Source organism: Pseudomonas putida (assembly GCF_028682475.1).
GTDB classification, from domain to species: Bacteria; Pseudomonadota; Gammaproteobacteria; order Pseudomonadales; family Pseudomonadaceae; genus Aquipseudomonas; species Aquipseudomonas putida_AG.
Window position 1 is genome coordinate 1 of the sequence record NZ_JANHLE010000003.1, and the last position, 13,822, is coordinate 13,822.

Below are 13,822 nucleotides of genomic sequence, written 5' to 3' on the forward strand. Positions count from 1 at the left end.
ATTCGAACTGCACGCTATTGGCCGGTGCGAACATGCGTTTGTCCTTAAACGGAGGGGAGAGAAACCACGCAACACCCAAGCGAAATTGTGCCTGAGCGGGCGTAAACACCCGGAAACGCTACCAAGAGCGACAAAAAATAGATGTCAGACGCTTCCTAAACTGCATCTGTATTTTCTGGTCTTGCGTTGGCGAGTGACTCAAGCCCACTCCCACCGGCTGGATCAACCTGTGAGCCAGCATTGCTGGCGATGCCCGGCACAGCCGGGCCAGGACCGCTACGCGCCCCATCGCCGGCAAGGCCGGCTCCCACAAATAAGCCGGTGACAGACAGTGGCTCCTCGCAACCAGCTGATTGAGCGATAGCCTTGGCCATCGGCTATGATGGCCGCCCGTCAGACATCTGGAAGTCCGATCCGCATGCTCAAGCCCTTGGCCGCATTGACCCTCGCTTGCGCTACTGGCTACGCCAACGCCGCGCCCATCGACCTTGCCGGCGTCTGGCAAGGCACCCTCGGCAAGACCGCGATCACCGCCTGTTTCAACGCCGCCCCCGACAGCAACGGCAGCTACTACTACCAGCGCTTCCTCACACCGATCCAGCTGACCCGGGAAAAGGCCAGCGAACCCTGGGCCGAAGACGGCAACACCGGGTTCTGGCAACTGGATGCCCCGCAAGGCGATACGCTGACCGGCACCTGGAGCAAGGCCGCAGGCGCTACCCCGTTACCCCTGATGCTTACGCGCACAAGTGCCGAAGGCTGTGGTGGCGACGCTTACAACGCGCCGATGGAGGCCGCACCGCTGCCGGTCAAGGTCGAGAAAAAAGCCTTCGGCGAGCACGCCTATCAGGTCAGGACCCAAGGCGCCCAGGTCACCCTCAAGCTGGAGGGTGACAGCCCGGCAATCCGCAAGATCAATCAACAACTGGCTCACCTCGCCGCCAGCCCCGAGGGCCAGGCGATGTTCTTCGCTGAACGACGCGACTTCCTCGGCCGCAGCGGCGCCGCCTACACCAGCGAGATCAGCGTTGACCCTACGTACTGGTCGTCCCAGTGGCTCACCGTCAGGTTTTACCGCTGGGCCGCAGGCTTTGGTCGTGGCGGCATCAGTTGGGGCTTTCACACCTGGAACCTGCAGACCGGTGACAGCGTCGATCCCTGGACCTGGATCGGTACAGGTTTTAAGTGGTACAGCCCCTACTCCGGGCAGGTCAAACTGCCGAAAAATTTTGCCAGCTGGCTCAAGGCCCAGCCTCAGACCCAGGCCACAGAAGACAGTGAATGCCCCGACGTGGCGAGCTACGAGTCCTACGACCTGAGTTTCGATACCCAGGGCATGCGTCTGGCCAACCAGCCCATTGGCGATGGCTGTGATGTGGACTTGACCTTCAGTTGGGGTCAGCTTGAACCGGTGCTGTCGGCTCAAGGTCGGGCGGCGCTGCCGAGTCTGCAGGTGCCGTGAGTAACGCCTGTTCGTCAGGTTTGCAGAGCCAGGCCAGAAACGCTGCCCCATCACTGACTCGCCCCGCAGCCACCGTGGGCAGCAAATTGGCCAGCCCGGTGCTCAGATTGCACACTCCAAGCGCCAGCATCAGCGCTGCGAATTGGCCGCCGAGCAGCGCAAAAAGCGCCAGACACAGGCCCGCGACCAACAGGTTGAGCAACGGCCCCATCAGCGTGAACACCAGCATTGTCCGCCGCAATGGCTGCTGCGGGGCATGCGCCGCCATGACATGGCCGCCCACTGGCTGGCCTTTGGCGCGGCGCGACCAGCGCACCTTCCAGCCCTGGCGCAGCGGTTGCACCTCCAAGGCCAGCACCCGCACCGACAACACCGTCATACCACACCATCTGGCGCCCAGGTAATGCCCGCCTTCGTGCACGCAGAGGCTGATCACGCCAAGGATAAAGACCATGAACATGGCTGAAAACGGCTGCAAGCCGACATCGATCCCTGCGCCGAGGATCAGCGCCGGCAGGACAAAACCCGCGGCGCCGATGAGCAGTTGCAGCAGTACCAACAGCCGGTGTATCCCTCTGAGCAGCATTATCCAGTCCTTAATAAACGGCCCGCGCTGGCGTACCTGGCACAGCAGGCCGCGCATTGAAACACCGGTTCTGGACCCACAGCAATTTTCATTGATCAGACAAGGACCTTTGCGTGCCGAAACTCAAGGTTTTGTCCCTAGCCTCGGGAAGGTCGCAATAAACCGGGTCCCCAACGCCGTGGTGGAGCTGACCGTAATCTCACCATAATGCGCCCTGACGATCTCACGCACGATGAACAGCCCGAGCCCGACGCTGCGTAGCCCGGCATTGTCATGGCTGCCGCGAATCATTGGCTCGAACAGGTTGTTCAGCAGCGCTGCCGGAATCGGTGTCCCGAGGTTGTGCACGGACAGGGTCACAGTGTCGTTCTCAATATAGGTAGACACCGTGACGGTTGAACCCTCGGCGCCATAGGCAATAGCGTTGGCCACCAGATTGCCCACCAGCTGGTACAGCCGGTCACTGTCGGCAGAAAACGCCCCCATGCCGCTATGGGTATGGACCAGATTGCTCGTGGGGAAGGAAAGCCGGTTTTCTTCAAGGCAGTCCGCAACCACCTCGTGGAAGCTTAACGGCGCGCAAACCACGGTAATCCCGCGCCCTACCTGGACCAGGGTAAAGTCCAGCAGGTCAGCAACCAGTCGCTGGGCACGCGCGGCTGAATGCCTGATATGGCCCAGCATCTGCATTGTCTTGGGGTCATGATCGCGACGTGACAGCATTTCAGCCGCCATGCCTATGGCTGAAAGCGGATTGCGTAAATCGTGACTGACAATGCCGATCATCTGCTCAGCAAACAGCGCCCGGTCTTCGGCGGCAGCGTAGGCAATACGGAGCTTGCCCGCCGCGATCTCTCTGGATCGCTGGGGCTGCCGATCCGCAGCCTTGAAAAGCGCCACCACATGAACGACGCCCTTGGCGTGCGTACCGCAGGACAACTCTGCTGCAGGACTGAATTTACTTTGGTTGAGCATGGTTGTGCGGCCCAAGAGGAGGTTCAAGCGGCAACCTCCGGCGATCTGGAAAAGTTACCGTTTTATCAACGAAATTTTGGTGCCTTCGATACTGATCCCCGCCATCAACCCTTGCTGGTCGAAGACAAAGGCGTAGGCGTCATGCTTGAGCGTCGAGCTCGAAAGGTTCTTCGCAGCGCCTTGGTCCACCAGCACCACCGTAGGTCCGACGCCTACCTCCCAGCCTTTGGTGTCCTGAACATATTTCAGGGCCTTGTCGGTCATCAGAAACACTGCATAGCCATAGGACTGGGCCCCGGCTTGCAGTCCCCAGGAGCCGCTGACCGAGTTGTAATAGCCATCCACGTGCTTGCCCTTGTACAAGACGCCTTCCCCATAGCTGCCACCAAACACCAGCCCGGCCTTGACCACGTTGGGGAAAACCAGCACCGCTTTGGCGCTGTGTGAGAGGTTTTCGGCCGACGGATAGGCCTTGTAGAGAATCTGCAACGCCTGCCGGGCGTCCTTGTCCAGATCCTCTGCAGTGGCGGCACTGGCTGTGTTGTGCAGGCCCGTACCCAGCAGCAACAGCGCCATCAGCGAGATGGCGAGAAAGGGGCTCAATGACGGTTTCATGGCGCACTCCGGCACCGGCGTGTGCCGGCTGACTGTAGATGACAGGTTCTAGGGTGGGCGCAACGGTGAAACACGTCTGTTCGCTACCGAACAGACCCCGGCGCGAGGCCTCGGCAAACTGACTGTCCAGCCCGACTTCGTTGAGCAAGGACACTATGGATAACCCTTGGCCACGCGCCCGTGCATCGTTTCAACGGCTGTGGTCCCTCCTGCGCCGCTGGCACCCTGGCCCGCGCAGGTTCGAGTACGAAAGCCTGCTGCGCTCGGAGCTGTTCAGCGCCGAACAGATGGCCGAACACGGTACCTTGCTGGCCGGCCAGCACCGCCTCAGTCCACTGTCGGCCGCCGATACCCTGCTCGCCCGCCTGGCAGACAACGAAGCTACCCTCGCCACCACCTGTGCCGCGTTCGCCACTGCCCTGCCCGGCTCCGGCAGGGTGACGCCGGCGGCAGAATGGCTACTGGACAATTACTACCTGGTCGAAGCGCACATCCGACTCGCCAAGTCGCACTTGCCGGCTGGCTACAGCCGCGAGCTGCCGCGCCTGGCCAACGGCCCGTCCAGCAACTTGCCGCGTGTATATGACATCGCCCTGGAGACCATCGCCCATGGCGATGGCCGCGTCGACAGCGAGAGCCTGAGCCGCTTCGTCGAGGCCTATCAGACGGTGACCCCGCTGACCCTGGGCGAGTTGTGGGCGATTCCGATCATGTTGCGCCTGGCCCTGATCGAGAACCTGCGGCGCGTCGCCGCGCGGGTCATGGCCAACTGGGGCGACCGCAACCTGGCTAACGACTGGGCCGATCGTCTCAGCGAAATCGCTGAGCGCGACGTCAAGAATGTGGTGTTGGTGGTCGCTGACATGGCCCGTTCCGAGCCACCGATGACGGCTGGATTCGTCGCCGAACTGGCCCGGCGCCTGCAGGGCCAGAGTGCCACACTCAGCCAGCCACTGGCGTGGGTCGAGCAGATGCTCGCCGAGTCCGGGCTCAATATCGAGCGTCAGGTGAACCTCGATGCGCAGCAGCAGGCGGCAGACCAGGTATCGATCAGCAACAGCATCGGTAGTCTGCGCATGCTGTCGACCAGCGACTGGCAGGCGTTCGTCGAGCACATGAGCCATGTCGAACGGACCCTGAGGCAAGACCCGGCAGCGGTCTATCCGGCCATGGACTTTGCCAGCCGCGATCATTATCGCCATGTCGTCGAACGTCTGGCACGCCACTGTGCGCACAGCGAAGCGGACATCGCCCAGGTTGCCATCGAGCTGGCCAGTTCCCCCTCCGCCGCCCTGCAAGAGCCAGTCGATCATGTAGGTTTCTACCTGATCGGGCCGGGGCTGGCGCAACTGGAACAGCGCCTGAGCGCCACCGTGGCGCTTGGCGAACGCTGGCAACGGCTGTTGCGCAAGGCGCCACTGACGTTCTACCTGGGCCCTGTGCTGCTGCTCTCGTTGATCTTTGCCGGGGTCTTCCTCCGGGCGATCTACCACGATGGCTGGTCCACACCCGCTCTGGCAGCGCTCGCCGTCCCCGTGCTGCTGATGACCAGCCGCCTGGCCATCGGCCTGGTCAACTGGCTGGTGACGCTGACCGTGGTGCCGTGCTTTCTGCCGCGCCTGGACTATCGGCAAGGAATTCCCGCCCAGGCCCGCAGCCTGGTGGCGATCCCTTGCCTGATGGCCAGCGCCACTGATGTCGAGGAACTGGTCGAGGGCCTGGAAGTACGCTTTCTGGCCAACCGCGACGAGCACCTGCACTTCGCGCTGCTCAGTGATTTCATTGACGCTGCGCAGGAGTCGCTACCCGAAGATGACGCGTTACTGCAGCTGGCTGCCGAGCAGGTCGAAGCCCTGAACCATAAATACCCGGCTGACGGCGCCGAACGGTTTTTCCTGCTGCATCGGCCAAGACGCTGGAACGCAGTCGAGCAGGTGTGGATGGGCTATGAGCGTAAACGCGGCAAACTCGCCGAACTGAATGCCGTGCTACGCAACCGGGGCCAGGATCGCTTTATGCTGATCGTCGGCGATGTCAGCAAACTGCACGACGTTCAATACGTGATTACCCTGGACACCGATACCCAACTGCCTCGCGATGCGGCGCGGCAGTTCATCGGCGCCCTGCAACACCCGTTGAACCGTCCTCGGCTCGATGCGCAAAGCGGGCGTATCAGCGCCGGTTACGCCATTTTGCAGCCGCGGGTAGGCATCAGTCTGCCCAGCGCCTCGCGCTCGGCCTATGCCCGGCTGTTCGGCAGCGATGCCGGCGTCGACCCCTACACCCGGGCGGTATCCGACGTTTATCAAGACCTGTTTCTGCAAGGCTCGTTCATTGGCAAAGGCATCTACAGCGTCGACGCCTTTGAACAGGCGCTGGACGGCTGTTTTGCCGAAAACCGCATTCTCAGCCATGACCTGATCGAGGGCTGCTATGCCCGCTCGGGGCTGCTCAGCGATGTCGAACTGTTCGAGGCGTATCCGGCGCACTACAGCGCAGACGTCAAACGCCGCCACCGCTGGATACGCGGTGACTGGCAATTGCTTCCCTGGCTGCTGCCGTGGACTTCACCCGCCGCTGACGGGCAGGCCTGCCAGCGCCTGAGCGCCCTCTCGCGCTGGAAAATCTTTGACAACCTGCGCCGCAGTCTTGAGCCGGCGGCCTTTCTGTCGGTGCTGCTGTGGGGCTGGCTAGCGTCATCGGCGCCGTTGCTGTGGATGCTCGCGGTGCTGGTGCTGTTACTGTTCCAGCCGCTGCTGAGCTCGCTGCTGGAACTACGCGCAAAAACCCTCGAAGTGCCGCTGCACCAGCATCTTGCGGCGGCATTACGCAGTTCGGCCCTGCACTTTCTGCGCGCCGGCCTGGCCCTGGCGTGGCTACCCTTCGAAGCCTATTACAGCCTGGATGCGATCGCCCGCACCCTCTGGCGCATGTTTGTCAGCAAGCGGCGTTTGCTGCAGTGGAGCCCGTCGCGCGAAGTCGAGCGCAGCAGCGTCAACGACTTGTATGGTTTGTATCGAGGCCTGTGGATCGCGCCGGCGCTGGCGCTGCTACTGGTCGGCCTGTTGTCGTTCAATCCCCTGGTGCTGCTCGTCGCCTCGCCGGTTCTGCTGCTCTGGCTGGCCAGCCCGGCACTCGCCTGGTGGCTCAGCCGCACAAGCGCCGGCGTCGCCTTCAACCCTTCGACTGCGGATCTGGCCTTCCTGCATCGTCTGGCACGCCGCAACTGGGCCTTTTTCGATCGCTACCTGGGCCCTGAAGATAACTGGCTGCCACCCGACAACATCCAGGGGGCGCCCTATGCCAGCGTCGCCCACCGTACCTCGCCGACCAACATGGGCATGGCGTTGCTCTCGCACCTGGCCGCACAAGATTTCGGCTACCTCAGCGCCGAGCGGTTGCTTGAGCGCCTGGCGCTGATGCTCGACAGCATGAGCAGCCTTGAACGCTACCAGGGCCACTTTTACAACTGGTACGACACCCAGACCCGCAAGCCTCTGTCGCCCTTGTATGTATCGACCGTGGACAGCGGCAATCTGGTGGCGCTGCTGTTGACGTTGAAGCCCGGCTTGCTGGGGCTGGCCGACGCCCCCTTGCACGATGCACGACTGACACGCGGACTTGTCGATACGCTGGACGTGTGGCTGCACGCGCTGGAGGGAGCAGGCGCGAACGCTAACGAGGTGCAGTCCCTGCACCGCGACACCGTGCAACTGCAGCAACTGCCAACCGACGCCCCGGATCGCACATCACAGTTACTTGAACTGCTGCAGCGTGCCGTTGCCCTGTCCAGCCCCGTGTCCGCTGCCGACGCCGCGGACAGCGAAGCCGATTTCTGGCGTCAGGCCCTGCACGCGCAGAGTCTGGATCTGCAAGCCGAAATCCTGCGTTTTCGGCTACCACCTGGCGCTGACGCCGAGCTGCGAACGCCACAGAGCTGGCGGCAGTTGGTGCAATTGCAGGTTGGTGATTGGCTCCCGGCCGACCAGGCTGCTGTCGCCACGGTCAAAGCGCTGGCCCTGGAACGTATGGCCACCTGCTCGCGCCTGGCCAGCCAGATTGCAGCGATTGCGCAGATGGACTTCAGGTTCCTGTATGACACCCAGCGCGAACTGTTCGTGATTGGCTACAACGCCGACGAGCACCGCCTCGATGCGGCCTTCTATGACTTGCTCGCCTCGGAGATGCGCCTGACCAACTTTGTGCTGATCGCCCAGGGCCAGGTGCCGCAGGACAGCTGGTTTGCCCTCGGCCGCCTGCTCACCAGCAATGCCGGGGTGCCGGTGCTGCTGTCCTGGTCAGGCTCGATGTTCGAGTACCTGATGCCTATGCTGGTGATGCCCAGCTACGACGGCACCCTGCTCGACCAGACCTGCCAGGCCGCCGTTACCCGGCAGATCGATTATGGCAATCAGTTGGGTATTGCCTGGGGGGTGTCCGAGTCGGCTTATAACGCCCTCGATGCCCATTTCAATTATCAGTACCGCGCCTTCGGCGTACCGGGCCTGGGCCTCAAGCGTGGCCTGGGCGAAGACCGGGTGGTGGCGCCTTACGCCAGCGCCCTGGCCCTGATGGTAGCCCCGACTGCCGCCTGCGAAAACCTGCAGCTTCTGGCTGCACAGGGCCTGAGCGGACGTTTCGGGCTTTACGAGGCGGTGGACTACAGCCAGGCGCGGCTGCCGCCGGGGCAAAGCGCAGTGATCGTGCGCTCGTTCATGGCACATCATCAGGGCATGAGCTTTCTCGCCCTGACCTCGCTGCTGCTGGACAAGCCGATGCAGCGACGCTTTGAATCCGATCCGCAGTTTCAGGCCAGTGTCCTGTTGCTGCAGGAACGCGTGCCGAAAACTGCGGCGCAATACCTGCATGCCTCCCAGGCGCCGCCCACCGATGAGGCCGCCAAGGCCAACGAGACCCGCTTGCGAGTGTTCACCGAGCCGGACCGGCGGCGCCCAGCGGTACAGTTGCTCTCCAACGGCCGCTACCACGTGATGGTCAACAACGCTGGCGGCGGCTACAGCCGTTGCAACGACCTGGCGGTGACGCGTTGGCGTGAGGATGTTGCCTGCGACAACCTGGGAATATTCTGTTATCTGCGCGACGTGGACAGTGGTGTCTACTGGTCTACCGCCCATCAGCCGACCCTGCACAAGCCCAAGAGTCAGGAGGCGATTTTCAGCGATGCCCGGGCCGAGTTCCGGGTGCGCGAACTGGACTTCGATTGCCACACCGAGATCGTCGTATCGCCCGAGGACGACATCGAGCTGCGCCGCCTGCACCTGACCAATCATCATGACAGTCGCCGCACCCTGGAGCTGACCAGTTACGCCGAGGTGGTACTGGCGTCGGCCATCAGCGATGCCCTGCACCCGGCCTTCAGCAAGCTGTTTGTGCAGACCGAACTGCTACCGGCGCTGCAGGCGATCGTCTGTAGCCGCCGCCCGCGTTCGCAGCAGGAAGCCGCGCCGTGGATGTGTCATCTGCTGGCCGCCCATGGCGTCGACATCGATGCCATTTCCTATGAAACCGATCGCGCCCGCTTCATCGGCCGCGGCCGGACCCTGGTCGACCCGGAGGCCCTGACGCCTGAGCATGTGCAGCTAAGCGGCAGCGCCGGGGCGGTGCTCGACCCGATCGTCTCGATCCGTTGCCGTATCAGCCTGGAACCCGGGCAAACGGCAACCATCGACCTGGTTACCGGCGTAGCCGGCAGCCGCGAAGCCTGCCTGCAGCAGATTGCCAAATACCGCGACCGGCATCTGGCCGACCGGGTCTTTGACCTGGCCTGGACCCACAGCCAGGTGCTGCTGCGTCAGCTCAACGGTTCTCTGGTCGATGCGCGGCTGTACGAGCAAATGGCAGCCTCGGTGATCTACGCCAACGCCACCCTGCGGGCCAACAGCGCCCTGCTGGCCAGTAATCGACGCAATCAGTCCGGTCTCTGGGGCCAGGCGATTTCCGGTGATCTGCCGATCGTGCTGGTGCAGATCAGCGACCCCGGCAATATCCAGTTGGTCAAACAGATGGTCAACGCCCATGCCTACTGGCGGCAAAAAGGTCTGGTGGTCGATCTGGTGATCTGGAACGAAGACCAGGCCGGTTACCGCCAGCAACTGCAGGAGCTGATCATGGGCGTGGTGACCTCCGGCAGCGAAGCCGCCCTGCTCGATCACCCCGGCGGCCTGTTCGTACGCCCGGCGCAACAGCTGTCCGGCGAGGACCGCACCTTGATGCTCGCAGCGGCGCGGCTGGTGCTCAACGACAGCCACGGCAGCCTTGCCGAGCAATTGCACCGGCGCCGTGCCGAGCCCTTGCTGGCGGCCTTCGAACCGTCCCCCACCTACACTGAGCCGGCTGCTGCAACGCCAAGACAGGTGCGCCAGCCGGCCCTGCAACTCGCCAACCCCTATGGCGGCTTCAGTGCCGATGGCAGCGAGTACATCATGACGCATATCCCCGGTCGGCCGACGCCGGCGCCGTGGATCAATGTGTTGGCCAATCCGCAGTTCGGCAGCATCGTCTCGGAAGCTGGCAGCGCCTACACCTGGAGTGAGAATGCGCACGAGTTCCGGCTCACACCCTGGCACAACGACCCGGTCAGCGATCCCAGTGGCGAAGCCTTGTACCTGCGCGACGAGGACAGTGGGCAATTCTGGTCGCCGACCCCGCAACCTTGCCCGGGACCAGGCACTTATCGAACCCGGCATGGCTTTGGCTACAGCGTCTTCGAGTATGCCGACGACGATCTGAGCAGTGAGCTGTGGGTGTTTGTCGCGCTGGACGCGCCGGTCAAATTCTCCCGGCTCAAGGTCACCAACACCAGCGGACGGGCGCGGCGGCTGTCGGCAACCTGTTTTGTCGAATGGGTTCTGGGCGACCTGCGCAGCAAGTCGGCCATGCACGTGGTCAGTGAAGCCGACCCCTTCAGCGGTGCACTGTTTGCACGCAACGCCTATTCCATCGAGTTTTCCGAGCGGGTGGCGTTTCTCGACAGCGATCTGCCCTACCGCAGCATCACCTGCGACCGCAGCGAGTTTCTCGGGCGCAACGGCACCTTGCAGGCGCCAGCCGCCTTGCGCCGGGTGCGGTTGTCCGGCCGAACCGGTGGCGGGCTCGACCCCTGCGCGGCGCTGCAAGTCGGCTTGACCCTCGGCGCTGGCGAAAGTACTGAAGTGGTGTTCCGTCTGGGCGCTGAGCAGGACGCCACCGCTGCCACCCGGCGTGTCCAGCAGTACCGCGGCCTCAGAGCGGCTGCAGTAGAGCTGGATCGGGTGCGAGCGCACTGGCGTCATACCCTGGACAGCGTGCGCATCGAAACCCCGGAGCCGGCGCTGGACGTGCTGGCCAACGGCTGGTTGATGTACCAGGTGATTGCCTGCCGCTTCCAGGCGCGCAGCGGTTTCTATCAATCCGGTGGTGCCATCGGCTTTCGTGACCAGTTGCAAGACAGCATGGCCATGCTCCACGCCGACCCGGCGAGCGCGCGTCAGCACTTGCTGGTGTGCGCTGGCCATCAGTATGCCGAAGGCGACGTGCAGCACTGGTGGCATCCACCGCTGCAGCGCGGGGTGCGCACCCGCTGCTCCGATGACCTGCTGTGGCTGCCACTGGCCACCAGCCGTTACCTGCAGGTGACCGGCGACAGCAGCGTGCTGGACGAACCGGTCGGCTACCTCGAAGGCCGCCCGCTCAATCCCGGCGAGGAGTCTTACTACGACCTGCCCGGCCGCTCGCCGTTGGTCGAGAGCCTCTACCAACATTGCCAGCGCGCCCTGGGCCAGGGACTCAAATGCGGAAGTCATGGCTTGCCGCTGATCGGCAGCGGCGACTGGAACGACGGTATGAACCGGGTCGGTGAACAGGGGCTGGGCGAAAGTGTCTGGCTGGGTTTCTTCGGCATCGAGGTGCTGCAGCAATTCGCCCGTACCGCCCAGCACCACGCTGATGGTGAATTCGCCTTGCACTGCACCCGGCAGGCGCAGACCCTGGCGGCCAACCTCGAGGCGCATGCCTGGGACGGCGGCTGGTACCGCCGCGCCTGGTTCGATGATGGTCAGTTGCTAGGCTCGGCGAGCAACCAGGAGTGCCGGATCGATTCCATCGCCCAGAGCTGGGCCGTGTTGTCCCGGGCCGCCCCGGCGCAACGCAGCCGCACGGCCATGAACGCTGTGGACCATTACCTGGTACGCCGCGATATCGGCATTGTGCAACTGCTGGATCCACCATTCGACACTGGCTCGCTCGACCCTGGCTACATCAAAGGGTATGTGCCGGGGGTGCGCGAAAATGGCGGGCAATACAGCCACGCCGCGGTATGGGCGAGCATGGCCTTCGCCCGTTTGGGCGACAGGGCCAGGGCCTGGGAGCTGTTGCGTCTGATCAATCCGGTGCGCCAGGGCGCTGAAGGGTTGATCGACACCTACAAGGTCGAGCCCTACGTGATGGCCGCCGATGTCTATGCCGTATCCCCCCATGCCGGGCGAGGTGGCTGGAGCTGGTACACCGGCTCCGCCGGCTGGATGTACCGCCTGATCGTCGAGGAACTGCTGGGGCTACAACGTACTGGCGACACCTTGCGCATCCAGCCATTGTTACCGGCTGACTGGCCGGGTTACCTCCTCCACTATCGATTTGGTGCTACCTGCTATCACATCGAGGTGATCAATGGCGAAGGTGACGAAGTGCGGTTGAGCCTTGATGGAGTAACACTCAGCGAGCCGTGGTTGCAGTTGCAGGATGATGGTCAGCAACACAGCGTGATTGCCCGGCACCAGGCGTGCGTTGTACCGGTACCTTAGGTCTCCAGTTCGCTGTTGCTGAAGTCATCCAGCACCAGGGAAGCGTGGATAAGGTTTGTTCCGGATGCATAAAAGTCGACGTAACGGTCACGGTGCCAGATTGAGGCACTACGGTGAATCAGCGTGCGGGTGTTGGCCGGGCGGCTGTCGCGCTGGATCACCCGGATCACATTGCCGGTCTCCCGAGCGATGACGAAATAGAACGGGTTCATGGGCGTATCCCAGTCGTGGCTCATGGCCGTGGCCGCTCGCGACGAGGAGGTTCGTTGCCGCTCTGGGTGGAGGGCAGCGGTTCATTGGCAGATTGCCCGCGGTTGAACACATGCTCGCCCGGAATGGGCAGCGATTGAGGGTGGCGGGCAAGCGGTTTGCCTGGCCCCTGGACCAGGTTCGGATCGTTGTGCCTGTTCATGCTGAACTCCGCATTTCACCGCAACAAAGGTTGCGTTCTCTCTGGATCATCGTCGAACGGTGGGGTTAAGTCGGTGCGCCAGACCGCTTAGGGCGAGCGCTCCGTCCGAGGCAATGACGTCACCCGCGGCATTGGAGTAATCTTGGGGTGTCAGCCCCTTCAATCGCCCACGGTGGCAGATATGCACGCTGCACCCGAGCCACGCCACAACCACCTGCTGGCCGCGCTGTCCCCCGCTGCGCTGGAGCGCCTGCAACCGCATCTGGAGCTGGCCCCGCTGCCCTTGGGCAAAGTACTCTACGAATCCGGCGATGCCTTGCGCCACGTCTACTTTCCCACCGACTCCATCGTCTCTCTGCTGTATGTCATGGAAAACGGGGCTTCAGCGGAGATTTCCGTGGTCGGCAATGAAGGGCTGATCGGCATCGCGGTGTTCATGGGCGGTGAAAGCACGCCAAGCCGCGCGATTGTGCAAAGTGCCGGCTATGCCTACCGCTTGCCGGGGCAACGCCTGAAAGACGAGTTCAATCGCCATGGCGAGCTGCTACTGTTGATGTTGCGCTACACCCAGGCGCTGATTACCCAAATGGCGCAGACCGCCGTGTGCAACCGTCATCACTCCATCGACCAGCAACTGTGCCGCTGGTTGCTGTTGTCATTGGACCGTCTACAAGGCGACCAACTGTGCATGACCCAGGAACTGATCGCCAACATGCTCGGGGTTCGCCGCGAAGGGGTCACCGACGCTGCTGGCAAGCTGCAGCGCCTGGGCATCATCGAATACAGTCGCGGGCATATCAAGGTGCTGGACAGGGCCCGCCTGGAACTGCTCAGTTGCGAATGCTACGCCGTGGTGAAGAAGGAAACCGAGCGGCTGCTGCCCTATTTACCCGCTCGCCCCGCCCCCAGCGAACTGGCCAGCTAGGTGCTCTAGCGAACAGACTCCTACCCCTGCAGCCCCCACACTGTGGCTA

8 protein-coding genes are annotated in these 13,822 nt (G+C 63.1%); 3 read left to right on the top strand and 5 right to left on the bottom strand.

Annotated elements, in window-relative coordinates:
* The first annotated feature begins 418 nt into the window (after nucleotides 1–418).
* Nucleotides 419–1,462, top strand: coding sequence for a hypothetical protein (locus NPS47_RS03570; protein WP_274293723.1), 1,044 nt, complete (start codon nucleotides 419–421; stop codon nucleotides 1,460–1,462).
* Here the strand turns inward: NPS47_RS03570 and NPS47_RS03575 are convergent.
* The 3 genes from NPS47_RS03575 to NPS47_RS03585 form a co-directional block, all read right to left on the bottom strand.
* Nucleotides 1,389–2,105, bottom strand: a complete 717-nt coding sequence (locus NPS47_RS03575; RefSeq protein ID WP_274293724.1) for a M50 family metallopeptidase — start codon at nucleotides 2,103–2,105, stop codon at nucleotides 1,389–1,391. The genes NPS47_RS03570 and NPS47_RS03575 overlap by 74 nt on opposite strands.
* A gap of 66 nt (nucleotides 2,106–2,171) precedes the next feature.
* Nucleotides 2,172–3,050 carry a sensor histidine kinase gene (locus tag NPS47_RS03580; RefSeq protein ID WP_274293725.1) on the bottom strand — a complete coding sequence of 293 codons (879 nt, stop codon included), beginning with the start codon at nucleotides 3,048–3,050 and terminating at the stop codon, nucleotides 2,172–2,174.
* Nucleotides 3,051–3,077: 27 nt separating this feature from the next.
* Nucleotides 3,078–3,638: a lipid-binding SYLF domain-containing protein gene (locus tag NPS47_RS03585; protein WP_274293726.1), complete on the bottom strand. Its 561-nt coding sequence runs from the start codon at nucleotides 3,636–3,638 to the stop codon at nucleotides 3,078–3,080.
* 155 nt (nucleotides 3,639–3,793) lie between these two features.
* Between NPS47_RS03585 and NPS47_RS03590 the strand changes: the two genes are divergently transcribed.
* Nucleotides 3,794–12,436, top strand: a complete 8,643-nt coding sequence (locus tag NPS47_RS03590; RefSeq protein ID WP_274293727.1) for a GH36-type glycosyl hydrolase domain-containing protein — start codon at nucleotides 3,794–3,796, stop codon at nucleotides 12,434–12,436.
* On the opposite strand, the gene NPS47_RS03595 is transcribed toward NPS47_RS03590, so the two are convergent.
* Nucleotides 12,433–12,672, bottom strand: a complete 240-nt coding sequence (locus NPS47_RS03595; protein ID WP_274293728.1) for a hypothetical protein — start codon at nucleotides 12,670–12,672, stop codon at nucleotides 12,433–12,435. The genes NPS47_RS03590 and NPS47_RS03595 overlap by 4 nt on opposite strands.
* Nucleotides 12,669–12,848: a hypothetical protein gene (locus tag NPS47_RS03600; RefSeq protein WP_274293729.1), complete on the bottom strand. Its 180-nt coding sequence runs from the start codon at nucleotides 12,846–12,848 to the stop codon at nucleotides 12,669–12,671. The genes NPS47_RS03595 and NPS47_RS03600 overlap by 4 nt, the downstream gene beginning before the upstream one ends.
* Before the next feature lie 181 nt (nucleotides 12,849–13,029).
* Between NPS47_RS03600 and NPS47_RS03605 the strand changes: the two genes are divergently transcribed.
* A complete protein-coding gene (locus tag NPS47_RS03605; protein WP_274293730.1) occupies nucleotides 13,030–13,773 on the top strand; it encodes a Crp/Fnr family transcriptional regulator in 744 nt (247 codons plus the stop codon).
* Nucleotides 13,774–13,822: the final 49 nt, after the last annotated feature.

Excerpts from the sequence above, each read along its gene's own strand:
- NPS47_RS03570 (WP_274293723.1), top strand. The coding sequence starts at position 419 with ATGCTCAAGCCCTTGGCCGCATTGACCCTCGCTTGCGCTACTGGCTAC.
- NPS47_RS03575 (WP_274293724.1), bottom strand. The coding sequence starts at position 2,105 with ATGCGCGGCCTGCTGTGCCAGGTACGCCAGCGCGGGCCGTTTATTAAG.
- NPS47_RS03585 (WP_274293726.1), bottom strand. The coding sequence starts at position 3,638 with ATGAAACCGTCATTGAGCCCCTTTCTCGCCATCTCGCTGATGGCGCTG.
- NPS47_RS03590 (WP_274293727.1), top strand. The coding sequence starts at position 3,794 with ATGGATAACCCTTGGCCACGCGCCCGTGCATCGTTTCAACGGCTGTGG.
- NPS47_RS03595 (WP_274293728.1), bottom strand. The coding sequence starts at position 12,672 with ATGAGCCACGACTGGGATACGCCCATGAACCCGTTCTATTTCGTCATC.
- NPS47_RS03600 (WP_274293729.1), bottom strand. The coding sequence starts at position 12,848 with ATGAACAGGCACAACGATCCGAACCTGGTCCAGGGGCCAGGCAAACCG.
- NPS47_RS03605 (WP_274293730.1), top strand. The coding sequence starts at position 13,030 with ATGCACGCTGCACCCGAGCCACGCCACAACCACCTGCTGGCCGCGCTG.